Annotated in this window: 22 protein-coding genes; 12 read left to right on the top strand and 10 right to left on the bottom strand. The window is 62.0% G+C overall.

Annotation, left to right across the window (positions count from 1 at the left end):
- Positions 1 to 2: 2 nt before the first annotated feature.
- On the bottom strand, positions 3 to 1,127 hold the full coding sequence (gene tal / locus EEB13_RS15885; protein WP_045068064.1) for a transaldolase: 1,125 nt from the start codon (positions 1,125 to 1,127) through the stop codon (positions 3 to 5).
- Between the two features lie 5 nt (positions 1,128 to 1,132).
- Entirely contained in the window at positions 1,133 to 3,235 is a 2,103-nt protein-coding gene (tkt, locus tag EEB13_RS15880) for a transketolase (RefSeq protein ID WP_033232113.1), read from the bottom strand.
- A 216-nt stretch (positions 3,236 to 3,451) separates the two neighbouring features.
- Here tkt and EEB13_RS15875 point away from each other — a divergent pair, with 216 nt between their 5' ends.
- On the top strand, positions 3,452 to 4,435 hold the full coding sequence (locus EEB13_RS15875) for a heme o synthase (RefSeq protein WP_045068066.1): 984 nt from the start codon (positions 3,452 to 3,454) through the stop codon (positions 4,433 to 4,435).
- Positions 4,436 to 4,453: 18 nt separating this feature from the next.
- Here EEB13_RS15875 and EEB13_RS15870 read toward each other — a convergent pair whose 3' ends face one another.
- Complete coding sequence (locus tag EEB13_RS15870; RefSeq protein ID WP_141485778.1) at positions 4,454 to 5,419, bottom strand: quinone oxidoreductase family protein; 966 nt, start codon at positions 5,417 to 5,419, stop codon at positions 4,454 to 4,456.
- Positions 5,420 to 5,502: 83 nt separating this feature from the next.
- Here EEB13_RS15870 and EEB13_RS15865 point away from each other — a divergent pair, with 83 nt between their 5' ends.
- Positions 5,503 to 5,871: a hypothetical protein gene (locus tag EEB13_RS15865; protein ID WP_033232110.1), complete on the top strand. Its 369-nt coding sequence runs from the start codon at positions 5,503 to 5,505 to the stop codon at positions 5,869 to 5,871.
- 61 nt (positions 5,872 to 5,932) lie between these two features.
- On the opposite strand, the gene EEB13_RS15860 is transcribed toward EEB13_RS15865, so the two are convergent.
- Positions 5,933 to 6,562, bottom strand: coding sequence for a MerR family transcriptional regulator (locus EEB13_RS15860; protein WP_095886274.1), 630 nt, complete (start codon positions 6,560 to 6,562; stop codon positions 5,933 to 5,935).
- Between the two features lie 100 nt (positions 6,563 to 6,662).
- On the opposite strand from EEB13_RS15860, the gene EEB13_RS15855 reads away from it, so the two are divergent.
- Positions 6,663 to 7,142, top strand: a complete 480-nt coding sequence (locus tag EEB13_RS15855) for a DUF4188 domain-containing protein (RefSeq protein ID WP_141485776.1) — start codon at positions 6,663 to 6,665, stop codon at positions 7,140 to 7,142.
- Positions 7,143 to 7,155: 13 nt separating this feature from the next.
- Here EEB13_RS15855 and EEB13_RS15850 read toward each other — a convergent pair whose 3' ends face one another.
- A complete protein-coding gene (locus tag EEB13_RS15850) occupies positions 7,156 to 8,127 on the bottom strand; it encodes a COX15/CtaA family protein (RefSeq protein WP_172935494.1) in 972 nt (323 codons plus the stop codon).
- Between the two features lie 163 nt (positions 8,128 to 8,290).
- Between EEB13_RS15850 and lexA the strand changes: the two genes are divergently transcribed.
- Positions 8,291 to 8,950 (top strand): transcriptional repressor LexA, encoded by a 660-nt coding sequence (lexA, locus tag EEB13_RS15845; RefSeq protein WP_141485774.1) that lies wholly within the window; start codon positions 8,291 to 8,293, stop codon positions 8,948 to 8,950.
- Positions 8,951 to 9,014: 64 nt separating this feature from the next.
- Here lexA and EEB13_RS15840 read toward each other — a convergent pair whose 3' ends face one another.
- The 5 genes from EEB13_RS15840 to mptB all read right to left on the bottom strand — a co-directional run bounded on the left by EEB13_RS15840 (position 9,015) and on the right by mptB (position 14,673).
- Complete coding sequence (locus tag EEB13_RS15840; protein ID WP_141485772.1) at positions 9,015 to 9,581, bottom strand: hypothetical protein; 567 nt, start codon at positions 9,579 to 9,581, stop codon at positions 9,015 to 9,017.
- 97 nt (positions 9,582 to 9,678) lie between these two features.
- Entirely contained in the window at positions 9,679 to 11,076 is a 1,398-nt protein-coding gene (locus EEB13_RS15835) for a hypothetical protein (protein WP_410055771.1), read from the bottom strand.
- Between the two features lie 47 nt (positions 11,077 to 11,123).
- The gene (locus EEB13_RS15830) at positions 11,124 to 11,981 is read right to left on the bottom strand and encodes an ABC transporter permease (RefSeq protein WP_092808030.1); all 858 of its coding nucleotides are present in this window, start codon (positions 11,979 to 11,981) and stop codon (positions 11,124 to 11,126) included.
- Positions 11,978 to 12,922 carry an ABC transporter ATP-binding protein gene (locus EEB13_RS15825; protein WP_141485768.1) on the bottom strand — a complete coding sequence of 315 codons (945 nt, stop codon included), beginning with the start codon at positions 12,920 to 12,922 and terminating at the stop codon, positions 11,978 to 11,980. The genes EEB13_RS15830 and EEB13_RS15825 overlap by 4 nt, the downstream gene beginning before the upstream one ends.
- Positions 12,919 to 14,673: a polyprenol phosphomannose-dependent alpha 1,6 mannosyltransferase MptB gene (gene mptB, locus EEB13_RS15820; protein WP_033232104.1), complete on the bottom strand. Its 1,755-nt coding sequence runs from the start codon at positions 14,671 to 14,673 to the stop codon at positions 12,919 to 12,921. Before mptB ends, EEB13_RS15825 begins: the two co-directional genes overlap by 4 nt.
- 210 nt (positions 14,674 to 14,883) lie before the next feature.
- Between mptB and EEB13_RS15815 the strand changes: the two genes are divergently transcribed.
- The 8 genes from EEB13_RS15815 (at position 14,884) to EEB13_RS15780 (ending at position 23,640) form a co-directional block, all read left to right on the top strand.
- Positions 14,884 to 15,549, top strand: a complete 666-nt coding sequence (locus EEB13_RS15815; protein ID WP_080711642.1) for a helix-turn-helix transcriptional regulator — start codon at positions 14,884 to 14,886, stop codon at positions 15,547 to 15,549.
- 129 nt (positions 15,550 to 15,678) lie between these two features.
- A complete protein-coding gene (gene sufB, locus EEB13_RS15810) occupies positions 15,679 to 17,139 on the top strand; it encodes a Fe-S cluster assembly protein SufB (protein ID WP_033232102.1) in 1,461 nt (486 codons plus the stop codon).
- Positions 17,139 to 18,359: a Fe-S cluster assembly protein SufD gene (gene sufD / locus EEB13_RS15805; protein WP_141485766.1), complete on the top strand. Its 1,221-nt coding sequence runs from the start codon at positions 17,139 to 17,141 to the stop codon at positions 18,357 to 18,359. The genes sufB and sufD overlap by 1 nt, the downstream gene beginning before the upstream one ends.
- A 33-nt stretch (positions 18,360 to 18,392) precedes the next feature.
- Entirely contained in the window at positions 18,393 to 19,208 is an 816-nt protein-coding gene (sufC, locus tag EEB13_RS15800; protein ID WP_033232100.1) for a Fe-S cluster assembly ATPase SufC, read from the top strand.
- A 5-nt stretch (positions 19,209 to 19,213) separates the two neighbouring features.
- Positions 19,214 to 20,479, top strand: a complete 1,266-nt coding sequence (locus EEB13_RS15795) for a cysteine desulfurase (protein WP_033232099.1) — start codon at positions 19,214 to 19,216, stop codon at positions 20,477 to 20,479.
- A gap of 3 nt (positions 20,480 to 20,482) precedes the next feature.
- Complete coding sequence (gene sufU / locus EEB13_RS15790; RefSeq protein ID WP_033232098.1) at positions 20,483 to 20,986, top strand: Fe-S cluster assembly sulfur transfer protein SufU; 504 nt, start codon at positions 20,483 to 20,485, stop codon at positions 20,984 to 20,986.
- The gene (locus tag EEB13_RS15785) at positions 20,983 to 21,405 is read left to right on the top strand and encodes a metal-sulfur cluster assembly factor (protein ID WP_033232097.1); all 423 of its coding nucleotides are present in this window, start codon (positions 20,983 to 20,985) and stop codon (positions 21,403 to 21,405) included. Before sufU ends, EEB13_RS15785 begins: the two co-directional genes overlap by 4 nt.
- A 150-nt stretch (positions 21,406 to 21,555) precedes the next feature.
- A complete protein-coding gene (locus EEB13_RS15780; RefSeq protein WP_187328572.1) occupies positions 21,556 to 23,640 on the top strand; it encodes a condensation domain-containing protein in 2,085 nt (694 codons plus the stop codon).
- The last annotated feature ends 209 nt before the right edge of the window (positions 23,641 to 23,849 follow it).

Here is a 23,849-nt window from a genome sequence, read left to right as displayed (position 1 = left end):
GCTCAGCTCTTCTGGGTTGCTGCGCGGAGCTGCTCGGCAGTCGCGTCGAGCAACTCGTTCCACGACACCTCGAACTTGTCGACACCCTCGGTCTCGAGGACATTGAACACGTCCGCGAGATCGATGCCGACGGCTGCGAGCTGATCGAACACTGCCTGCGACTCCTGGGCGGTGCCCGAGACGGTGTCGCCCGTGATCTCACCGTGGTCGGCAAGTGCGTCGAGCGTCTTCTCCGGCATGGTGTTGACCGTGTTGGGTGCAACCAACTCCGTGACGTAGAGCGTGTCCGGGTAGTCAGGGTTCTTCACGCCCGTCGACGCCCACAGCGGACGCTGGGCCTTGGCGCCGTCAGCCAGGAGTCCCTGGAAGCGCGGCTGCACCTCGAAGACCTGCTGGTATGCGTTGTATGCCAGACGAGCATTTGCGAGTGCAGCCTTGCCGCGAAGCTCGAGAGCCTCCGGCGTGCCGATCGCCGTGAGGCGGTTGTCGATCTCGGAATCCACGCGGGAAACGAAGAACGACGCCACCGACTCGATGGACGAGATGTCGCGGCCCGCAGCCTTCGCGGTCTCCAGACCGTCGAGGTACGCACCCATGACGGCTTCGTAGCGCTCGACCGAGAAAATCAACGTGACGTTGACGCTGATGCCTTCACCGATCACCTTGGCGATGGCGGGAATGCCGGCCAGCGTCGCGGGGATCTTGATGAGGACGTTCGGGCGATCGACGATCTTGTGCAGCTCGATGGCCTGCGCGACAGTCGCGTCGGTGTCGTGTGCCAGGCGAGGATCAACCTCGATGGACACGCGGCCGTCGACGCCGTTCGACGCCTCGAACTGCGGAGCCAGGATGTCGCACGCTGCGCGCACGTCGTCGGTGGTGACCGCCGTGATGGTGGCGTCGACATCGGCGCCGCGCTGGGCCAACTCGCGGACCTGCGCGTCGTAGTCCGAACCCTTGGACAGGGCTGCCTGGAAGATCGACGGGTTGGTGGTGACACCCACGATGGACTTGGTGTCGATCAGGTTCTGCAGGTTTCCGGACTGGATGCGATCTCGCGAAAGATCGTCAAGCCAGATGGAAACGCCTGCGGCGGATAGCTTTTCGGTGTTCACATTCTGTGTCATCGAGATCATCCCTTCACAGCGGCGAGGGAGCGCTGCGCGGCTTCGACAGTCGCGTCGGCGGTGATGCCGAACTCCCGGAACAAAGTCTTGTAATCGGCGGAAGCGCCGTAATGCTCGAGCGAGACGGCCTGGCCGGCGTCGCCGAGAATGCGCCACCACGGCATTGCGATACCGGCTTCGACGGATACGCGGGCACGCACGGCCGGAGGAATGACCTCGTCGCGGTATGCCTGATCCTGCTCGAGGAACCAGTCGAGGCACGGAACCGACACAACACGCGTTGCGACGCCCTGAGCTTCGAGGGTTTCGCGAGCCTCGGTGGCGAGGTGCAGTTCGGAACCGGTGGCCAGCAGAATGACCTCGGGAGCACCGTTGGCGGCATCGGCGAGCACGTATGCACCGCGCTTGACGCCCTCAGCTGCCTTTTCCTTGGTGCCTTCGAGAACCGGGACGTCCTGGCGGGTAAGTGCCAGAGCGGTCGGGCCCGTCTTGTGCTCGAGGGCTGCCTGCCAGGCAAACGACGTCTCGTTGGCGTCACCCGGACGGACAACGGACAGGTTCGGGATGGCGCGCAGAGCAGCAAGGTGCTCGACCGGCTGGTGCGTCGGGCCGTCTTCGCCGAGTCCGATGGAGTCGTGGGTCCACACGTAGGTGACAGCCGTCTTCATGAGAGCGGCGAGTCGAACAGCCGGACGCATGTAGTCGGAGAACACCATGAACGTTCCGCCATAGGGGCGGGTCGGGCCGTGCAATGCGATGCCGTTGAGAATCGAGCCCATCGCGTGCTCACGGATACCGAAGTGGAGCGTGCGGCCGTACGGCTTTGCGTTCCAGTCGTTGGTGGAGATGGAGTACGGACCGAAGGAGTCTGCACCCTTGATGGTGGTGTTGTTGCTGCCGGCGAGGTCGGCGGAGCCGCCCCACAGCTCGGGCAGGATCGGGCCGAGCGCGTTGAGCGCCGAACCGGAAGCCTTACGAGTTGCGACGCCCTTGGCGTCGGGCTCGTACGTCGGGAGAGCGTCGGCCCAACCGGCGGGGAACTCACCGGCGAACAAGCGGTCGAACAGTTCCTTGCGCTCGGACTCACGCGACGCCCAAGCGTCGAACTCGACCTGCCACGCCTTGTGCGCGTCGGCTCCGCGGGAGACGACCTCACGGGCGTGAGCCAATGCGTCGGCGTCGACGTCGAACGACTTGGCCGGATCGAAGCCGAGAGCTTCCTTGACCGCTGCAACTTCGTCGGCACCGAGAGCGGAGCCGTGAACGTCGCCGGTGTTCATCTTCTTCGGAGCCGGGAAACCGATGATCGTGCGAAGAAGAATGATCGACGGGCGATCGACGACGGCCTTGGCCGCAGCAACTGCGTCGAGAATGCCGGAGACGTTTTCGCCACCTTCGACATGCTGAACGTGCCAGCCGTATGCCTCATAGCGCTTGCCGACGTCTTCGCCGAGAGCGATCGTAGTGTCGTGCTCGATGGAGATCTTGTTGTCGTCGTAGAAGACGATGAGGTTGCCCAGTTCCTGGACACCCGCAAGCGACGACGCCTCGGACGTGACGCCTTCCTCGATGTCACCGTCGGACGCGATCACGTAGATGTGATGGTCGAAGGGGGAGGAGCCGACCGGGGTTTCCGGATCGAACAATCCACGCTCACGACGAGCAGCCATTGCCATGCCGACTGCGGACGCGAGGCCCTGGCCCAGCGGACCCGTCGTCATCTCGACGCCGACAGTGTGACCGAACTCCGGGTGACCCGGTGTGAGGGCGCCCCACGTGCGGAGAGCTTCGAGGTCTGCCAGTTCGAGGCCGTAACCCGAGAGGTAGAGCTGCGTGTACAGCGTCAGAGAAGAGTGGCCACAGGAGAGGATGAAGCGGTCGCGCCCGACCCATTCTGCATCCGACGGATCGTGGCGCATGACACGCTGGAACAAGGTATATGCCAACGGCGCCAAGCTCATTGCGGTTCCGGGGTGGCCGTTGCCGACCTTCTGAACCGCATCGGCGGCGAGCACGCGGGCGGTATCGACAGCCTTCGTGTCCAGGTCGGTCCAGTCCGAGGGGTGGACTGGCTGTGTGAGGACGTGGATCTCGTCTGTGATCGACACTGGCAGATGTCTCCTGACATTGTGTACGTGGATTGCGAGGGAGAGGTGTCCCTCCGCTGCGTCACCTAGCCTAATGGTCCTGGCTGTCCGGGTCGATTCGGTTCCACGATGACCGCGGTCTACCATCGTCCGTAGTAGCAAATGCGATAGTCCAGAGAAGTGTCAGCAGTGTGTCGTGAAGAGATAGTGCGGTAACGCGTGGTGCAAGGAGAGAACGTGCGGACAGGGCAACAGCCGAGCGGACATGGCTTCGGCAGCCCCGGAGCAGCCCCGCGGGCGACCAATCAGAACACCGTTCTGGGTCGCGCAATGGGGAAGGTTCTGGCTTACATCGCGCTCACGAAGCCGCGAGTCATCGAATTGCTCCTGGTGGCAACAATTCCGGCGATGCTCATGGCTGATCGCGGAAATGTCGACCTGTGGTTGGTGCTGAGCACCTTGTTCGGTGGATGGATGGGCGCCGCGAGCGCGAACTCCCTCAACTGCGTCGTCGACGCGGATATCGACAAGGTCATGAAGCGCACTGCCAAGCGCCCGCTGGCCCGAGAAGCCGTCCCGACGCGCAACGCGCTGGTCTTCGGTCTTGCGCTCGGACTGGCGTCGTTCGCGTGGCTGTGGTGGCGCGCCAACCTGCTGGCCGGTGTCCTCGTTGTCATCACCATCGCGTTCTACGTCCTGATCTACACCATGGTGCTCAAGCGTCGTACGTGGCAGAACGTCGTCTGGGGCGGCGCCGCAGGCTGCATGCCCGTCTTGGTCGGTTGGGCCGCTGTTACCGGTTCGCTCAGCTGGGAACCGTTTGTTCTGTTCCTGATCATCTTCTTCTGGACGCCGCCCCACACGTGGGCTCTCGCGATGCGTTACAAAGAGGACTACAAGGCTGCCGGCGTCCCGATGCTCCCGGTCATCGCCACCGAAGAGCACGTCACCAAGCAGATCCTGTTCTACAGCTGGGCAATGGTTGTCACCAGCCTGATCCTCGTTCCCGCAGCCGGTCTCGTCTACGCGATCGTTGCTCTGCTGGCCGGTGCCTGGTTCTTGCTCCTCGCTCACCAGCTGTACCGCGGAGTCCGCGGCGGCGCAGAGGTCAAGCCCCTCAAGCTGTTCTTGCAGTCCAACAACTACCTGTCCGTGTTGTTCGTGGGCCTGGCCATCGACTCGGTGCTGGGACTGCAGACGATCAGCGAAATGTTCAGCTGACCGCCTGCAGCCACGAACCTACGGAATCAGCACGATTGATCCCGTAGTTGCCCGGCCTTCCAGATCACGATGAGCCTGGGCAGCATCTGCCAGCGGATACTGCGCACCCACCCGAATCTTCAAGGTGCCCGCAGCGATGGCGTCGAAGACGTCGCCGGCCCGCCACCGCAGTTCCTCCGGCGTACGAATGTAATGAGCCAACGTCGGCCGTGTCAGGAACAGTGAACCCGAGCTGTTGAGCCGCTGCGGATCAACCGGCGGCACAGCGCCACTGGCAGCCCCGAACAATGCGACGGTCCCGCGGATTCGTACCGACGCCAGGCTTGCATCGAACGTCGTTGCACCCACCCCGTCGTAGGCCACCGCGACACCTTCACCGCCGGTCAACTCACGTACCCGGGCCGCAATGTCGTCCTCGTATCGCAAAACCTCCGACGCACCGGCCTCGCGGGACAGTTGCTCTTTGGCATCTGACGACACCGTTGTGATGACCGTGGCGCCGAGGCTCACTGCCATCTGCGTGAGGATCAATCCGACGCCGCCGGCACCGGCGTGCACAAGCACCGTGTCACCCGGCTGGATCGGGTACGTGGACTTGGAGAGGTAATGCGCGGTCATGCCTTGCAGGAGTGCTGACGCGGCAACCGGCGCAGGGACACCGTCGGGAACTTTTACTGCAACAGTGGACGCGACAGCCACCTTTTCGGCGTAGCTTGCGGTTGCTGCCGCCCATGCCACCCGCTCGCCGACAGTGAACTCCGTTACCTCGGAGCCGACTGCCTCGACGATCCCGGTTCCCTCGTCGCCGGGGATGTAGGGGAGATCCCGTGCATACATGCCCATTCGGAAGTACGTGTCGATGAAGTTGATGCCGATGGCTTCGGTGCGGACAAGGAGATCGTGTGCACCGATCGTGGGCTCGGGTTGTTCGGACAGCGTGAGAACGTCTGGTCCGCCGGTCTCGGAAACATAGATGGCTCGCATCTTGTCTGTTCTACACCTGAGGTCGCGTCAACTCAGGCCATGCCTCATGTTGCGGCCGGACTACCGACCAGTATTGTCGAGCTATGAGCACCGATACCGAGAAGTCGGACGCCACACCGTCCGCGACCGCGCCGGAACTTCCGAAGTCGACGGTCAAAGCGATCACCAAGTTCGTCGCCGAACATGGCGGCACCGCGAGCGCCGTCATTCAGCCCGTCGGCGTAGTTGGAGTGCGCATCACTCTCGTGGGTGCCGACGGCATTCTCGGTGACCAGGTGGTCAAGGATCTTGCTACTGCAAATGCCGTCGTCGCGTCCTTCGACAACGTCACCGTTGCCGAGTGGGAACGTGAACTGACCAGCATCGTCACGCCGGCCGACGGCCACTTCAAGAAGATGGCCGGGTGGGTTGCCCACCAGACGCGCTTCCCGAAGGCCCGCAACGGCGCCTGAACAAACTGATTGCGGCGAATTCCGGCAGCTGATGGCAGGAACTTCGCCGCAATTGGTCTATCTAGTTGGTTTCGTCAAGTCGGAAACTGGCAGCTTCGAGCGCAAGCCGCCGCACTTCGACTAGAGCTCGCTCGTAGATCACCGTCCCGATGAGCATGGTCTCGACGGCAGCGGTGCGATCCGGCATGGATCGAGCGTAGTGAACTTCGGCTTCGGCTGTTCTCTCGACGAAGTCCGCGGAATTGTCGAAATCCGATACCGCTGCCGGGAAGCCGAACCGGCGCAGAGTCGCGACGAGTTCCGCGAGTCGGTACGCCGCTGGGGCGTCATCCTCGATTTTCCAATTCCTGTGCCTCAGCCACACCTGCACCTCGTCGTACGCCGCCATGACATCGGCGGACAGGTCGCCGGTCGGAATTTCGTCGAGTCCGTGCATCACCGCCCCGAATGCGTCGTGCATCGGGGCTGTTTCGTCTTCCATCGCAGCCAACGTGGCTCGAACTTTCGATATCGACAGACCACCGATGTCGATCAGGGAACGAATCAGTCGTAGTCGCTTCGCGTGGTACTCGCCGTAGTCGGCCTGATTGGTGGCTGATTGTTGACCGCTGGTGAGCAGGCCCTCACGCAGGTAGTACTTGATCGAAGCGATTGATACTCCGCTTCGGGCGCTGAGCTCGGAGATCCTCACAGATTTGCCCTTGACTTCACGTTTGGATAGTAGCACTATCCATTATAGATAGTGTCACTATCCGTAATGGGCAACATGAAGCTGCGATGGAAGGGTTCTCATGAATCGACATCAAGTTCAGAACGGCCGATATACCGCGGACGTCGACGGCCAGTTTGTGGTTTTCATCATCGGCATGAGGTTCAACAAGCTCTGGAAGATCCACAAGTGGATCGGCGCGTTTGTCGCGATGCCTCGGATGCTTCGAGAACTGCAGCGATCGCCGGACAAGGGGATGCTCGGGGCACGAATGTCCTGGGGAGGGCGCACGATTACCGTGATCCAGTACTGGCGAAGCTTCGATGACCTCGAAGCGTTCGCGAAGAACCCGAACGATCCACATTTGCCGGCTTGGAGGGCATTCAACCGGCGCGTCGGCAAGAGCGGCGATGTGGGCGTCTATCACGAGACATACCGCGTCGGAAGCGGGCAGCACGAATCGGTCTACGTGAACATGCCCGTCATGGGGTTGGCTGAGGCCACTACGTCCGTGCCAGTGGGGAAGCGACGCGACACCGCAAGGGAGCGGATGGTTCGCTGACCGCCAGGTGGTTTCAGGCCGCTACTGCGGATGCTGCCGGAACGTCTTGTCTGACCTTTCCGGCTGCCCACACCGCCGCCGTTGCCGCTGTGCACAGACCGGCACCCGCGACATGCAGGATCACCAGGATCTGCGGTACATCGGTGAAGTACTGAACAACGCCGATCAGCGCCTGAGCAACAATCAGGACCAGCAGAACATGCAGGCGCTTCTTTACGGCAGCGGATGTTCCGACCGCATACAGACCGAACGTCAAACCGACGACCAAGGCCAGATAGCCGACCAGTAGTTGTGAATGCAGATGAACCAGGGTGACGATCTCGACTTCGAGGCGGGGAACCGTCCGGTCAAGACTCTTGTCGCCGGCATGCGGGCCGGCACCCGTCACGAGCGTTCCCGCGACCAGAACTCCGGCAAGAGCCACACCACTCAGTGCCGCGAGCCAGCGCAGAGGCTTCGGCATCACGATCAGTGTGGTCGCGTCATCAGGCTCGGCGATCTTCGCGTACATAACCGTCGCGATCCACACCATCAGCATCGACGCAACCAGGTGAATAGCAACCGTCCACCACAGCAACCCCGTGAGGACGGTAATTCCGCCGATGATCGCCTGAATGACCGTGCCGAGCGGAATCATCCACGCGTACACCAGAACCTCGCGGCGACGACGCGCACGCGTCACAGCCAGGACGATCGCAGCCGCGACAATCACAACCACAAAGGTCAGCAGCCGGTTTCCGAACTCCACAACCTGATGGATGATCGCGACCTCACCATGGCCGACCGGAACAAAACTGCCCGGGAAGCACTGCGGCCAGGTCGGGCAACCCAGCCCCGACGCAGTCACACGCACAACCGCACCTGTGACAGCAATACCGCCCTGGGTCAAGATCACGATGAACGCGATGATCTTCTGCGTCTTCAGCGAGGGGAGAGGCAGGCGATCCACCAAGCTCAAAAATCCGGCATACACACGATTCACCACGCCAACGATGGTAGTTCCCCAACAACTACAGCGTGTCGTTGGGGCAGCCCGCTCCGCGTCTGCCCCCTGTCGTCGGGGCAGCCCGCTCCGCGTCTGCCCCTGTCGTCGGGGCAGCCCGCCCTACTGCAGAAGACTGTCGGCACCCCTCACTACGATTCTCCGAGTGACGCATTACGACGAACTCGACATGTTCGGTGGCCTCGACGCCTCCACCCTCCCGCTCCGCCAGCAGCAGATTCTCGCCACAATCCGGGACTGGGTGACCACAAACGGATCCACGCCGAGCACCCGGCAAATCGGGGACGCGGTAGGTCTGCGGTCGACGTCGACGGTATCCAAACACCTCAAGAGCCTCGAGGAAAAGGGATTCCTCCGCCGGGGCACGGCGATGGCTCGGCAACTGGACGTCCGGCCCTTCCTGGTCGGAATCAAGGGGGGCTCGTCGAACAACAGTGTCGAGGTGCCGGTGGTCGGCGATATCGCGGCCGGTGCACCGATTCTCGCCGAAGAACACACTGACGAGGTATTGGAACTACCGCGCGAACTCGTCGGCTCCGGAACTGTGTTCGGGCTTCGGGTGCGCGGCGAGTCGATGGTGGACGCCGCGATCTGCGACGGCGATGTTGTTGTGGTGCGCCGCCAGGACGAGGCCCATTCGGGCGAGATAGTGGCCGCGATGATCGACGGTGAGGCCACGGTGAAGGTGCTCCGACGCCGAAATGGCCACGTGTACCTCGAGCCCCGCAACTCGGCCTACCAGGTCATGGACGGCGACCACGCAACCATATTGGGCAAAGTTGTTTCGGTGATGCGGAGGATCTGAGGATCTCGATCATCGCCGACCTGCGACAGTCGAGGAGCAGGTCGAATCGCCGGTCTCTCAGGGACTACGGCAGTGGAATGATCGCTGCCGCCAGTACGGCGGGTGGAGGCAGCTTCAGGTGAGTAGTGACAGGTCCGAGACCGATCTCTGGCCACTCTGCGATGAGGGGTAGATCCTCTGTGTCAGGCAATGGCATCAGCTCAAATAGGTACTCGCGCTGCTGCATCTCGGAGTTCTCGTATCCCTGGCCATCTCTGTGCCGAATGGGTTGAAGCACCGAGTCCTCGAGAGCTCTCAACCGCAATGGTCTCCCATGCGTCTCGCCGGGTCGGCGTCGGCCGGTTTCAGGATCGGTGATCGCCGGCGCTGTGTATTGACGTCGTAGCGCGTCAGCGTGAACGCCTTTGGCGACCACGACAACTGCGAGTTCGAGCCCCGATGTGTAGGCCACAATCGACCGTAGCCCCACAGTCACGCCTTCCACTTGGGCCAACAGCTTCGGACCGTGTGCGATTGCACCCAACTCTTTGGCGTCGGGCGGCATGAATCTCTGATACCAGACCATGATCTGAGCCTGGCACACGAACAGATGCATGTGCAGTGATTGCCCACCGGCCCGACGCGTTCGCATCCAGCGGTTTCATACTGCTGTCAAAGCCGACGCGCTCAATCCTGCTGATGTGAATGGGATAGGTGTCGAGCGCGGCGGGGGTCCTCGGTGTCCTGAGTCAGTACGCGCGAACGCGCACAATTCCGGAAATCGTTCCCTGGTAATACTCGCCGGACGCGGTGATGAGGGCCGACATCTGCAGGGTGTCGTGCACCGCGGTGGCGGGCATCGTGGTGGACCCGATCTGGGTTCCGTCCTTCGAGTCGATGACGGCAAAGGAGTAACCGTCGAGTGGCGTCGTGTCGGCTGAGCCGTTGCGCGTCACTGTGTAGATGTTGTCGTCAGCCGTGGATAGATGCGGGACTGCGGAGCTTCGAATAGTGTTGTCCCACACAAGATGACAGCCAACCGGATCGATGTCGACCCGAGTCATTCCGCCGTTGAATGGTGCGGTGGCTGGAACCGCAGGACCGGCGCCTTCCGGTGTGGTCGGATACGGATACCCGTAGGTGCCGGCTACGTAGATGGAGTGGCCGATCGCAATGGGGGAGTTCTCGCTGCCGCTCGGTGAGCCGTCCTTGCCGGCTGCGGTCAGGACGGGTTGGGAGCACACTTCGGCACCCGTATCTGACCGATAGACCCGGACGCTGACGGTCGGGTGAGCGTTGTCGACGATCGTGACAAAATCACTGCCCGTCGACGGCCCGAAGTAGGTGGGGGTGGATCCTGTTCCCCAACTCAACTGGCCAGGGTTCCTCGCGGGGCCGCGGTCGTACGGCTGACGCCAATCGACGGCAATATCGTCGCCCTTGCGGCTCAGTTGGTACAGCGCATGAGTGGTGGCGACGGCCGTTCCCGTGGGCGAGGTCGAAATACTGTTCTGAACCTGTTCGCCTTCGGGAAGGTCGATCGTATGAGCGATCCGATCGGTGCCGACAACGCCGACGGTTCCGTGGCCGGTCGCGAACCAGACATTGCCGGTCCAGTCCGGTGCCAGTCCGGTGACATTGTCGTCGGCTGCGACAACCCCGGAGAGGTCGATGACGTCGGAGAGTTCCAGACGCCAGGTTCCGTCGGGGTTCTGAGCATGCGCGATGCGAACGAGTTGGCGATTGCCGTCGACGGCAACCAGTCGGTTCTCGTGGTCGAGGTATGCGTAGACGCCACCGAGCAGGCTGCCCTTCGCCAGGGGCAACTGCGCGACGGATCGGCCGAACGGTGACGCCTCGGCCTTGGGATCGATGAGGTGAATGGTCGGGATCTGACCGAGCATCGTGGTGCACAGAGAGACGATCAGGCCGTCGGAACCTTGCAAGATTGTCGGGCACGCCGACATCAGAGGAAACGCGGTGACCTCGTGAGGTTCGATGCCCGGCCCTGGGAGGGGCGTGACGTCGGACGAACCAGCGTCGCCGTGCATCGTTGCTGTGCCGACCGGACCGAGGTAGGGATTGGCCGGTGCCAGCGGGCCCGCAGTCGGCAACGACGCGGTTGACGGAACGGCAGCAAGTAGCATCAGCGCACTGGTTGCGCCGGCTATCCGGAGTGCCGTCCGCGAAATGCTCACGTGAATTTGAACCACCGTGCGGCGCAGGCTCCGCCGATCACAGCCCAGACGAGCAGCACGACGATCGAGAACCAGTCCATCGAGGACGCGAGGGCCGAGTCGAGTGCATGGGCCAAGGCGCCGGACGGAACAAGGCGTACCAAGGTGTGCAGCGCGTCGGGGATGTCTTCGCTGATCAGTCCGACACTGCCGATGCCTGCCATCACAAACCACAGGACATTGGCAAGTGCCAGAACGATTTCCGCACGCAATGTGCCGCCGAGGAGCAGTCCGAGTGCGGTGAAGGTAACGGTTCCCAGCGCGATGACCACCGCGCCGATCGCCAGTTCCGTCGGCGTCGGGCGCCAACCAAGTGCGAGGGAGATCAGGCCGAGTATGACCGATTGCAATGCCACGACGATGATGACGGCTGCGCTCTTGCCGGCGATGATTCCCCACCGCGGAAGTGGTGTAGCGCCAAGACGTTTGAGTGCGCCGTATCGGCGGTCGAAGCCCACTGCGATTGCCTGCCCGGTGAATCCGGTGGACATCACCGCCACCATCATGACGCCGGGCAATACTTTGCTGACCCTTGAATCGCCCAGATCGCCCAGGGGAAGGAGGGACAGTCCGATCAGCAGCGTGATGGGAATCAGCATCGTCAGCAGTAACTGCTCGCCGTTGCGCAGCAACAACGTCAATTCGAGCTTGGTCTGAGCCGCCATCATCTTCGCCGCAGAGTTGGGGCGAGGATCGGGGGAGAACGTACCGGGCTCGAAGCGATTGTCAGCCAACCGTCGGTCCCGGGCGCTGTTCGCCGAAGCATTGTTCTGGCTATTCGACACGGCTTTGTTCACGACCTTGTTTCCCGTCATCCCCGCAGATCACGACCCGTCAATTCGAGGAAGACGTCTTCCAAACTACGTTGATCGACGCGAATGTCATTGATCAGGACATTTTGTTCGGCACACCATGTTGCCACCGTCGCCACCGTCGACGGTTCGATCGAGCCTTCGATCAAGTATGTCCCCGGATTGGCTTCGCTCACTCGGAATTCCCCGGCGAGGGACAGTGCAAGTGAATCGACACTCAGTCCGGACATCGTGGTCAGTCGCAATTGACCCTCGGCTCCCTTGCTGGTGACTTCGGCGGGAGTGCCCGATGCGACGATGCGGCCGTGGTCGATGATGACCAGTTCGTCGGCCAGTGCTTCAGCTTCGTCCATGAGGTGAGTGGTCAGGAGAATGCTGACACCGTCGCGGCGCAATGCATCGATCAACTCCCACACGAGGAGACGGGCCTGGGCGTCGAGGCCTGCAGTCGGTTCGTCGAGGAAGACAAGTTCCGGTCGGCTCACCAGTGCACAGGCCAACGACAGGCGTTGTTGCTGGCCACCGGACAACCGTCGATACGGAGTTCGCCGTGCGTCGGTCAATCCGAGCTTGGACAGAAGCCAGGTGGGATCGAGAGGATCAGCGGAGTACGAGGCCACGAGGTCGAGCATTTCGCCGGCTTTGGAGCCGGGGTACGCGCCGCCGCCTTGGAGCATGACGCCGATCCGCGAACGAACTTCACCGGAATCGGCGATCGGGTCCAGTCCGAGTACTCGGACCGTTCCGGAATCAGGGGTGACAAAGCCTTCACACATCTCGACCGTAGTGGTCTTACCAGCGCCGTTGGGGCCGAGAAGGGCAACGACCTGCGCGGCTTCAACGGTGAGATCGATACCGTCCACGGCACGAACACCGTCAAACGATTTGACGACGCCTTCTATCCGCACGGCAGGCGTCGACGATCTTGTTGCACTCGAGGTCACGGAGAATCAGCGTAAGCCCCGGCAGAGTTGCCTTCGTCCACTGGTCTGGTTTTCGTGATTTCCGCTACTGGTTTCTCGCTACGCCAGGGCAGGGAATTCCGGGTGACGTAGATCAACGCGAAAGCGGTGATGATCGTCGCGACGACCGCTTGGACGATCATGAACGGCAGGTATTCGGCGCCGTTCGACATGAGCATGACGCTCACGATCGACGTGAACACCACGGCAGGGACGCGGAATATCGGAGCCGTTGCCCACGCTGCGAGCGGGAGTATCGCCCAGAGCAGGTACCACGGTTGGACAACCGGGAACAGCAACACGATCGCGCCGAGGGCGATTCCGAGCCCGCCGACGGGATGGAGGCGTCCCATGTAGACGGAGACCATCATTCTGGCCGTGATCAGCACTGCGACCAGATATGCGATCGGGCGGGTGATGGTGAGAATCGCCGTCGTGTGGTCGCCGAGTCCGAGAAGCACTCCGGCCAATCCGGTCCCGACGCCAAGAAGCGTGGGTATCGACATCCAGCTTCGCACGGCTGTCGCGGTGTTGAGCGTGTTGATCCAACCCATACCCAAGCCACTGGCGACGCTGATGACGCCGATCACGACAACGGTCACGCCGGCGAGCAGCAGCGCCGCCGAGAAGAAGGACTTCCAGGTTCCGCCCCACCGGCGGGCCAACGCCATTCCGACAAAACCGAGTGCAAGCAGGGACGGGATCTTTACGGTCGCCGATAACGCGATCAGGCCGGAGCCGGCTATCAACAGAGCAAGCGAGCGACCTCGGATCGGGCCGGCGCCTTCGACCGCGCGCAGCGCCACCTCGATTCCGGCGAGCATGAGGCCGAGCATCAGGGCTTCGTTGTGAATGCCGGCAACCAGATGGAACAGCAGGAGGGGATTGGCGGCGCCGAGCCACAGGGAGCTGACCGCAGAGACACCGCACCGCTTGGCCAACCGGGGCAGGGCCCACACGATCAACGCAACGCCGACCAGAACGAGCAGGCGATGAAGGAAGATTCCGGCAACGATGTTGTCGCCGGTCAGTGAACTGATGCCGCGTCCAAGCCACAGAAAGAACGGTCCGTACGGTGCCGGGGTGTCACGCCAGATCGTCGGAACAGTTCTGGTGAGCACGTGATCGACGCCGAGCGCGGCTTTGGGTCCGATGAGATACGGATCGAGTCCGCGTGCCGCGATCTCACTTTGCGCCAGGTACGAATACACATCGCGACTGAACATCGGCGGTGCGACGGTCAGCGGCAAAATCCACAGCAACAGCGTGCGGTCCAGTTGTGATCTGCTCATGCGGCGCGGCGCGCCGGCGCGAGTTCGCAGATCACCGACGGCAAATCGGCCCAACATGAGCCACGCCAGGACAACCAGAACGGTTCCGGTCATTGTCATCGTCAACGAGACAGTCGGCATTCGTCCGGGGAGACTCAGCACCCGTAGTCCGGCCGTCGGATTCTGGAGGACAGGCTGCGCACCCGCACCGAGTGCGCCAACCGCCATCAACACGGTGCCTGTCGCGCCGAAACGCCTGATTCCGCGAAGCTGAGCGGTCTCCTTCTCGTTCAGGCCGGGGCGCTCGTCCTCGTCGCCGTGCAGCGTCGCCATCACGGATTGCCGGGGCTTGGATCCGAACGGCCGGACACCGAGGGTGGAGAGGACAAGTTGTTTCGGCTTGTCCAGCAGGATCGCGCGGGTCGACTGCGCGGTCGTCTTCTGCGTGGGGGTCTGCGGCACCCAGGAAGCCTAGCGGCTCGTGCGCAGGGCTCGGACAACTGTGAACAATGCGGGCAGTCCGCCTATTCCCAAATGTAATGCAGGTTGCCCTTAGTAGACCTGCGAAAAGAATTCCGTCACACTTGTGTTGTGAAAAGAAATGCGACTCGCACTCAAAGCAAGGAAGCTGCAGGTCAGTCCACTGCAGCTGCCTCGCAGAGTCCTGTCGTAATGCCGGTAGCGGTGGGTGTCGAAGGCCAGACTCGGGCAGCGGTGGTCAAACTACTCCTCGAAGAAGGGCCCATTACAGCCTCCGAAATCGGCACGCGACTCGGTTTGAGTGCGGCCGGTGTCAGGCGTCACCTGGACGCGTTGATCGAGTCCGGTGAAGCCCGCGCCGCATCCGCGTCGTCGCTCCGTCAGCGTGGACGCGGGCGTCCGGCCAAGCAATTTCAGATCACCGCCACTGGACGTGGGCGTCTCGGTCACGCGTACGACGATCTTGCCGGGGCAGCAATGCGCCAACTCCGCGAAATCGGTGGAGACGCCGCGATCGAGGAATTCGCCAAGCGGCGGGTCCAGGCAATTGTGGGAGATGTCGAACCGGCAGATCCCGCCGACCTCGGCGCCGTTGCGGAGACGGCAGATGCCATTGCTGACGCTTTCAGCGCCGTCGGATTTGCCGCGTCGACCAGGCCGGTGGGTAACGGCGTGCAGATCTGCCAGCACCACTGCCCGGTTTCCCATGTGGCAGAGGAGTTTCCGGAACTGTGTGACGCGGAACAGGAAGCGTTCCGGCAACTGCTCGGCACGCACGTTCAGCGTTTGGCCACCATCGCGAACGGTGACTGCGCCTGCACGACACACGTTCCCCTCGTATCGAACGGGAGTAGATGAAACCTCCCGATCAGCTAGTTCCCAAGGTTTTTCGCTAGTTCTTCACAGTCAGAAATGTTCCTCGCGTCGAATTCAGCCCTCGTCGCTGCGGAGCAGCCGTCAAGTAACAAGACTCCGGAAGGAGCTCGCATGACCGTCACATCAGACCAGGCGACTACCACTGCAGCTGCAGGCACCGAGCCGCTATCGCAGGAAGAGGCCATCGCGTCCCTCGGTCACTACGGCTACGGCTGGTCCGATTCCGACGTAGCCGGAGCCAGCGCACAGCGCGGACTCTCCGAGGCTGTCGTGCGGGATATTTCCGCGAAGAAGAGCGAGCCGGAATGGATGCTCGACATCCGCCTCAAGGCTCTGCGCACCTTCGACAAGAAGCCGATGCCGAACTGGGGCAGCGACCTCGAAGGTATCCACTTCGACAACATCAAGTACTTCGTCCGGTCCAGCGAGAAGCAGGCCGAGTCGTGGGAAGACCTGCCCGAGGACATCAAGAACACGTACGACAAGCTCGGCATCCCCGAGGCGGAGAAGCAGCGCCTCGTTGCCGGTGTTGCCGCTCAGTACGAGTCCGAGGTCGTCTACCACTCGATCCGTGAGGATCTCGAGCAGCAGGGCGTCATCTTCCTCGACACCGACACCGGTCTCAAGCAGCACCCGGAGCTGTTCAAGGAGTACTTCGGATCGGTCATCCCGGCCGGCGACAACAAGTTCTCCGCGCTGAACACCGCGGTGTGGTCCGGTGGCTCGTTCATCTACGTTCCGCCGGGAGTCCACGTGGACATCCCGCTGCAGGCGTACTTCCGCATCAACACCGAGAACATGGGTCAGTTCGAGCGCACCCTGATCATCGTCGACGAGAACGCCTCCGTGCACTACGTCGAAGGTTGCACCGCGCCGATCTACAAGTCCGATTCACTGCACTCGGCAGTTGTCGAGATCATCGTGAAGAAGGGCGGCCACTGCCGCTACACAACCATCCAGAACTGGTCCAACAACGTCTACAACCTGGTCACCAAGCGCACCAAGGTCGAAGCCGGCGGATCCATGGAGTGGATCGACGGCAACATCGGTTCCAAGGTCACCATGAAGTACCCGGCCGTATGGCTGATGGGCGAGTACGCCCGCGGTGAAGTTCTCTCCGTCGCATTCTCGGGCGAGGGACAGCACCAGGACACCGGCGCCAAGATGCTCCACCTGGCTCCGCACACGTCGTCCACCATCATCAGCAAGTCCGTCGCCCGTGGCGGTGGACGCGCGTCTTACCGCGGTCTGGTGCAGGTCAACAAGGGTGCCCACGGTTCCAAGTCGACCGTCAAGTGTGACGCTCTGCTGGTCGACCAGATCAGCCGCAGCGACACTTACCCGTACGTCGACATCCGCGAGGACGACGTCACGATGGGCCACGAGGCCACTGTTTCCAAGGTCAGCGACGATCAGCTCTTCTACCTGATGAGCCGTGGTCTGACCGAGGACGAGGCCATGGCCACCATCGTCCGTGGATTCGTCGAGCCCATCGCGAAGGAACTCCCGATGGAGTACGCGCTCGAGCTCAACCGCCTTATCGAACTTCAGATGGAAGGGGCTGTGGGTTAGTGACCACGCCAGAGACCGGTGTCATCGGAGCTGTAGTCGGGGAGAACCCGACCGCTCCTGTAAAGGGTGCAGCCACAGGCTCACCCATCACGAACAAGGGTGAGCAGTTCTCCTCGTTCGACGTCAATGCATTCGAGGTTCCCGGCGGACGTGACGAGATCTGGCGGTTCACCCCGCTGCGTCGTCTGCGCGGATTGCACGACGGCAGTGCTGTTGCCAACGCTCAGATCACGGTCGACGTCGAGGCCGGTAGCGATGTCACCGTCGAGACTGTCGGCCGCGACGACGAGCGCCTCGGCAAGGCCGGCGTCCCTGCCGATCGCATTGCAGCGCAGGCATACTCGAGCTTCGAGTCAGCGACGGTCATCTCGGTTGGAGCCGAGGTCGAGGTCGAGAAGCCCGTCGTCGTCACGATGACAGGCGCAGGCGCCGACACAGTTGCCTACGGCCACACCCAGATTCGTCTGGCACAGTTCGCCAAGGCGACCGTTGTCCTCGATCAGCGCGGCAGCGGAACCTTCGCGGAGAACGTCGAATTCGTTCTCGGCGACAGTGCGCACCTGACCGTCGTCGCAGTTCAGGATTGGGCCGAGGATGCCGTGCACGTCACGTCGCATCATGCTCGCCTCAGCCGCGATGCAGTTCTTCGCCACACGGCGATCAGCCTTGGCGGCGACCTCGTTCGTCTCTCGGCAACGGTGAAGTACGACGGACCAGGCGGCGACGCCGAACTGCTCGGTGTGTACTTCGCTGACGACGGACAGCACTTGGAACAGCGTCTGCTCGTGGATCACAGCCAGCCCAACTGCAAGTCCAACGTGGTCTACAAGGGCGCGCTGCAGGGCGATCCGAATTCGAGCAAGCCTGATGCGCACACCGTGTGGATCGGCGACGTTCTGATTCGTGCGGCAGCCGAGGGAACCGACACCTTCGAACTCAACCGCAACCTGGTCCTCACCGATGGTGCACGCGCTGACTCGGTGCCGAACCTCGAGATCGAGACCGGCGAGATCGTCGGAGCCGGACACGCCAGCGCTACGGGACGTTTCGACGACGAGCAGTTGTTCTACCTGCGCGCCCGCGGCATCCCGGAGGATCAGGCACGTCGCCTGGTCGTACGTGGGTTCTTCCACGAGATCATCAACAAGATCGCTGTTCCCGAGGTGCGCGATCGCCTCGAAGCCGCAGTCGAAGCCGAACTCGCAGCAGTCGGCTCCTGACCGCCCTCATACTTCTCATCTTGAAGGAATTTCATGTCTACCAGTGACAACAGCACCACACCGGCCACCTCGGTCCTCGAGGTTCGTGACCTGCACGTCGAGGTCGCCAACAGCGACGCCAACGCTGAACCCATCCAGATCCTCAAGGGCGTCGACCTGACGGTCCGCTCCGGCGAGACGCACGCGATCATGGGCCCCAACGGCTCGGGCAAGTCGACGCTGTCGTACGCCATCGCAGGTCACCCGAAGTACCAGGTCACTTCCGGTTCCATCACCCTCAACGGTGAGAACGTCCTCGAGATGAGCGTCGACGAGCGCGCTCGCGCCGGTCTGTTCCTGGCGATGCAGTACCCCGTCGAGGTTCCCGGCGTCTCCATGTCCAACTTCCTGCGTACCGCCGCTACCGCAGTGCGTGGCGAGGCTCCCAAGCTTCGCCACTGGGTCAAGGAAGTGAAGGAAGCTCTCAACGAGCTCGAGATCGATCCCGCGTTCATCGAGCGTTCGGTGAACGAAGGTTTCTCCGGCGGCGAGAAGAAGCGCCACGAGATCCTTCAGTTGGGCATGCTCAAGCCGAAGATCGCGATCCTCGACGAGACCGACTCCGGTCTCGACGTCGACGCGCTGCGCACCGTTTCCGAGGGCGTCAACCGCTACAAGGAGCGCGAGAACGGCGGCGTTCTGCTGATCACGCACTACACGCGCATCCTGCGCTACATCGCTCCCGATTTCGTTCACGTCTTTGTCGGTGGCCGCATCGTCGAGTCCGGCGGACCGGAATTGGCCGATGAGCTCGAGACCAACGGCTACGTTCGTTTCACAGCGGACGCTTCAGCAACCCAGGGAGCATAAGCGCGATGACCACCTCGGTGCGCGAGCTCGACGTCACCAGGATTCGGAAAGATTTCCCTATCCTGGGACGTACGGTGCGCGACGGAAAACCTTTGGTGTACTTGGATTCCGGTGCGACGTCGCAACGGCCACTCCAGGTGCTCGACGCCGAGCGGGAATTTCTCACCACGTGCAACGCAGCGGTTCACCGGGGTGCTCATCAGCTGGCCGAAGAGGCTACCGACGCCTACGAGGACGCGCGAGCTTTGATCGCGGAGTTCGTCGGGGCTGATTCCGACGAACTCGTCTTCACCAAGAACGCCACCGAAGCGCTGAACCTGGTGACATATGTTCTCGGTGACGACCGCTTCGATCGGCACGTCGGGCCTGGCGACGAAATCGTCATCACCGAACTCGAGCATCACGCCAATCTTGTTCCGTGGCAGGAACTTGCGCGGCGTACCGGCGCTACCCTGAAGTGGTACGCCGTAACGGACGACGGCCGGATCGACCTCGATTCGCTCGAATTGACCGATGCCGTCAAGGTTGTTGCCTTCACTCATCAGTCCAACGTGACAGGCGCGATTGCGCCTGTCGAGGAATTGGTTCGGCGGGCCCGAGCGGTCGGCGCTCTGGTGGTTCTCGATGCGTGCCAGTCGGTTCCGCATATGGCAGTCGACTTCCATGCACTCGATGTCGACTACGCGGCATTCTCGGGTCACAAGATGCTCGGCCCCACCGGCATCGGTGTTCTGTACGGCAAGGCCGACCTGTTGGCAGCGATGCCTCCGTTCATCACGGGCGGATCGATGATCGAAACCGTCACGATGGAGGCCAGCACGTATGCACCGGCGCCGCAGCGGTTCGAGGCAGGCACGCAGATGGTCTCGCAGGTAATCGGTCTCGGTGCTGCGGTGCGCTATCTCAGCGATGTCGGAATGGATGCGATTGCCGCACACGAGCATGCGCTGATCGAAGCCGCACTCGCGAAGCTCTCGACAATCGACGGCCTACGCATCGTGGGTCCGCAGACCGCTGAAAATCGCGGCGGCGCAATCTCGTTTGTCGTCGACGGCATCCATGCCCACGATCTCGGTCAGATTCTCGACGACGAGGGTGTAGCCATCCGCGTCGGACACCACTGCGCCTGGCCACTGCACCGCCGCCTCGGGGTCGCGGCTACGGCCCGTGCGTCGTTTGCCCTCTACAACACCGCTGAGGAAATCGACGTGCTGGTTGCGGCGATCAAGCGTGCCCAGGAATTTTTCGGTGTTGCAGGGGAGTTGAACTGAATCATGCGTATGGAGCAGATGTATCAGGAAGTGATCCTCGATCACTACAAACATCCGCACGGCCGCGGCCTTCGTGAGCCGTTCGGCGCTGAGGTTCATCACGTCAACCCGACCTGTGGCGACGAAGTAACACTGCGCGTGCACATCGCGGACGACGACACCGTCGCTGACGTGTCGTACGACGGTCAGGGCTGTTCGATCAGCCAGGCGTCGACGTCGGTGCTCAACGACCTTGTCATCGGCATGAAGGTCACGGATGCGCTCGAGACCGTGGCAGCTTTCAACGAGATGGTCAGCAGTCGCGGCAAGATCGAGGGCGACGAAGACGTTCTCGGTGACGGCATTGCCTTTGTGGGAGTTTCGAAGTACCCGGCACGTGTGAAGTGCGCGTTGCTCGGATGGATGGCGTTCAAGGATGCAGTTGTCCAGATTGTTGACGGTGGTGCCGTGAATGCTCGAGACAACAGCAGTGATTTGGTCGACACGACTAGAGGACAGGGATCATGACCGAGACACAAGCAACACAGGAGTCCGAGGCCACCGCTCCGGTGAACCCCAATCCCGATTCCACTGCGGAATTCGGTGGCGCGCAGGGTTCCGGAACACTGCCCTCACCGGAACGACTCGACGAACTCGAAGAAGCCATGCGCGACGTTGTCGACCCCGAACTGGGAATCAACGTCGTCGACCTCGGTCTTGTGTACGGGATCTTCGAGGACGACGGCGTTGTCACGATCGACATGACGCTGACGTCGGCGGCGTGCCCGCTGACCGATGTGATCGAGGATCAGGCTCGCGGCGCGTTGGTTCGCAGCGACCTGTGTACCGACATGAAGATCAACTGGGTGTGGCTGCCGCCGTGGGGCCCGGACAAGATCACCGAAGACGGACGCGAACAGCTTCGAGCTTTGGGTTTCACAGTCTGATCCACTGATGCTTTTCCCCTCTGACGCCGGTACCTGACCAAGGTGCCGGCGTTAGGCGTTATGTCCGGTAACGGAGTTATGTGTTCGCGCGATATTTACCAGCGAAGGCATTTTGCCGTTTTCGTACCGTACATCCCAAGGGAGATCCGCGTGAAAGGTAGTTCCGATAGACACCGTGCTCTCGGAACCTCGCGCGATCGCCGGTCATCTCGTCAGGGTCAACTCACGGTTCTTTCGCCGCAGCAGCAGGAACTTCTCGAGGCGCAGCATTCTCGGCCCGACGTTCCACTGACGGTCAGTCACTACGTGGACGTCGCAGGAAAACTGGACGTCGACACCCTGAAAGCTGCTAGTTCACTCGCCAGCCGTGAATTCGGATGCCGATCACTGCTACCGGCGCAGGGTGTTGTCATGAGTCATGGTGGCAAGCTGGGCGCGAATTCGTTCGACGTGGTAGATCTGCGAACCGAATCGGATCCACACACCGTGGCCCGGAACTGGATGCAGCGCGAATCGGCTCGGCCGATGGACCCGTCGACCGAGCAACTGACCCAGTGGGCCATTCTCGTTCTGGGTGACGAGCACTGCTTGTGGTACGCCCGAGTGCATCGCATCGCGCTCGATGTTGCCGGCTGCCGGTCGATGATGATTCGAGCGGCCGAGATCTACACCGCGGCCGTGCGGAACACGGCTCCGGATTCGCCACATTCGCCTCGTACGGCGGTGGACACCGAGGTCGGCTACCGTGTGTCGAAACGCTGGATCCAGGATCAGAAGTATTGGGACGCAACGCTTGCGGGTGCGCCGACCCGAACGTCGCTGGCGGCTGAAACCGCGACGGCTGTGGCATTGCCCAGCGTCCGAACCGGAACTGTTCCGCGACATGTCATCGCCTCTCTCGAAGGAATCGCCGAAGCGGAGAGCGTGAGCCTGTCCACGGTGCTTATTGCGACGTTTGCCTTGTATCTCGGGCGCATGACGGGTTCTCGTGATGTAGTTCTTCGAATTCCGACGCCGGCGCCGACGTCGTCGACTGCGCGGGTGGCCGGTGCAAGCGCGTCGAATATCGTGCCGTTGCGCGTCATGCTCGATCCGCATTGCCGAGTTGGTGAATTGGCGCGGGCAGTCAAAGTCGAATTGGTGGGTGCGATTCGGCACCGCCGCTACCGCGACCAGCAACCGCACCGCGCACCGGTTCTGGCATTGAATCTGTTTCCATCTGGAATCACGCTTGGCGACGCGCGGGGTGTGCTGCATCTCGAGTCTGCGGGCCCCGTCGAAGATTTGGAGGTTACGCTCCAGTCGCACTCCGAATGGAGCGGCATTCAGGTCGATTTTGCAGCGCATCCTGATCTGTATTCGGAGGAAATCCTCACCGAGCACCATCGCAGTTTTTGTGAACTTCTTGCATTGATCGGTTCCAGCGACGCGGCGACCCTCGTGGCGGATGTCGATCTGCGAGCTGACACGACACCGGATTCAGCGGGGTTGCAGGCCCGTAACTTGGAGTATTGGCGTGAGGCGTTGTCGACACCCGCCCCGACGTTGGGTTTGCTTCCTATGCTCGCAGGTGAGCGTTCCTCGGCGCCGGTCATCATCTCCCCACAGCTGTATCGACGGCTCGAATCGCTGGCAGCATCGATGTGCACCAGCATGTTCGTGTTGTATCACGCGGCCGTCGCAGGATTGCTGCGTCGACGAGGTTCAGCCTCGGAGGTCTCGATCGGGGTCCCGCTTCGAGGGTATGGTGCGCCGCACCCGGACAACTTTGCCTCGATGTACGCCCATCACGTCGTACTTCGTTTGACCATCGACACCGCGGAGAGCTTGACCCGGTTGATCGAGCGGACCGACGATGCAGTTGTCGACGCGCTGATCCACGCGGATATCCTGTTGTCCTCGGTGGCGGCTGCGCTGGGCGAGCGTCGTTCACTCGACTACGGTCCGCTGTTCAGGACACTGGTATTTGCGCAATCGCCGATGGACACGCATCCACGGTTCCGGGCCGTGATGGGCGGGGTGCCAGTCGGATTCGAACTTGCCGACATGCCGGAACTGTACATCTCGCTACCGAGTCAGGCGGGTAGTTCCGGGGCCGTCGGCTACGTGAACTGCATTGCTCCGCCGACAGAGGCCCGTGATCTTGCATTCCGGTTTCAGCGGATACTTCGCGCCATGGTCGATGATTCTCGCCTGACGCTCGAGGCCGTGGATCTGGCGCACAAAGACCTGTGACGTTTGGTGCCCTATGGTGAGGGTATCTGACCCGCCAGTTTGTTTACCGCGGGTCTTTTCGCCATTATATGCAGGACGATAGTCCTGTTTTGCCGCATTTGTGATCCGCTCTCATATATCTGTGTGGTAACGCCGCGACGGATTGTCACGATGAGATCTCAAGTGGGCAATTTGTCAGCTTTCGGCATTTGCTCCTTTCTTGGCTCGGC

The sequence above is a fragment of the Rhodococcus sp. WS3 genome (genome assembly GCF_003797085.1).
Lineage (GTDB): Bacteria > Actinomycetota > Actinomycetes > Mycobacteriales > Mycobacteriaceae > Rhodococcus_F > Rhodococcus_F globerula.
The sequence above is the reverse complement of the archived record's forward strand: the minus strand, read 5'-3'. Positions and strand labels throughout refer to the sequence as shown.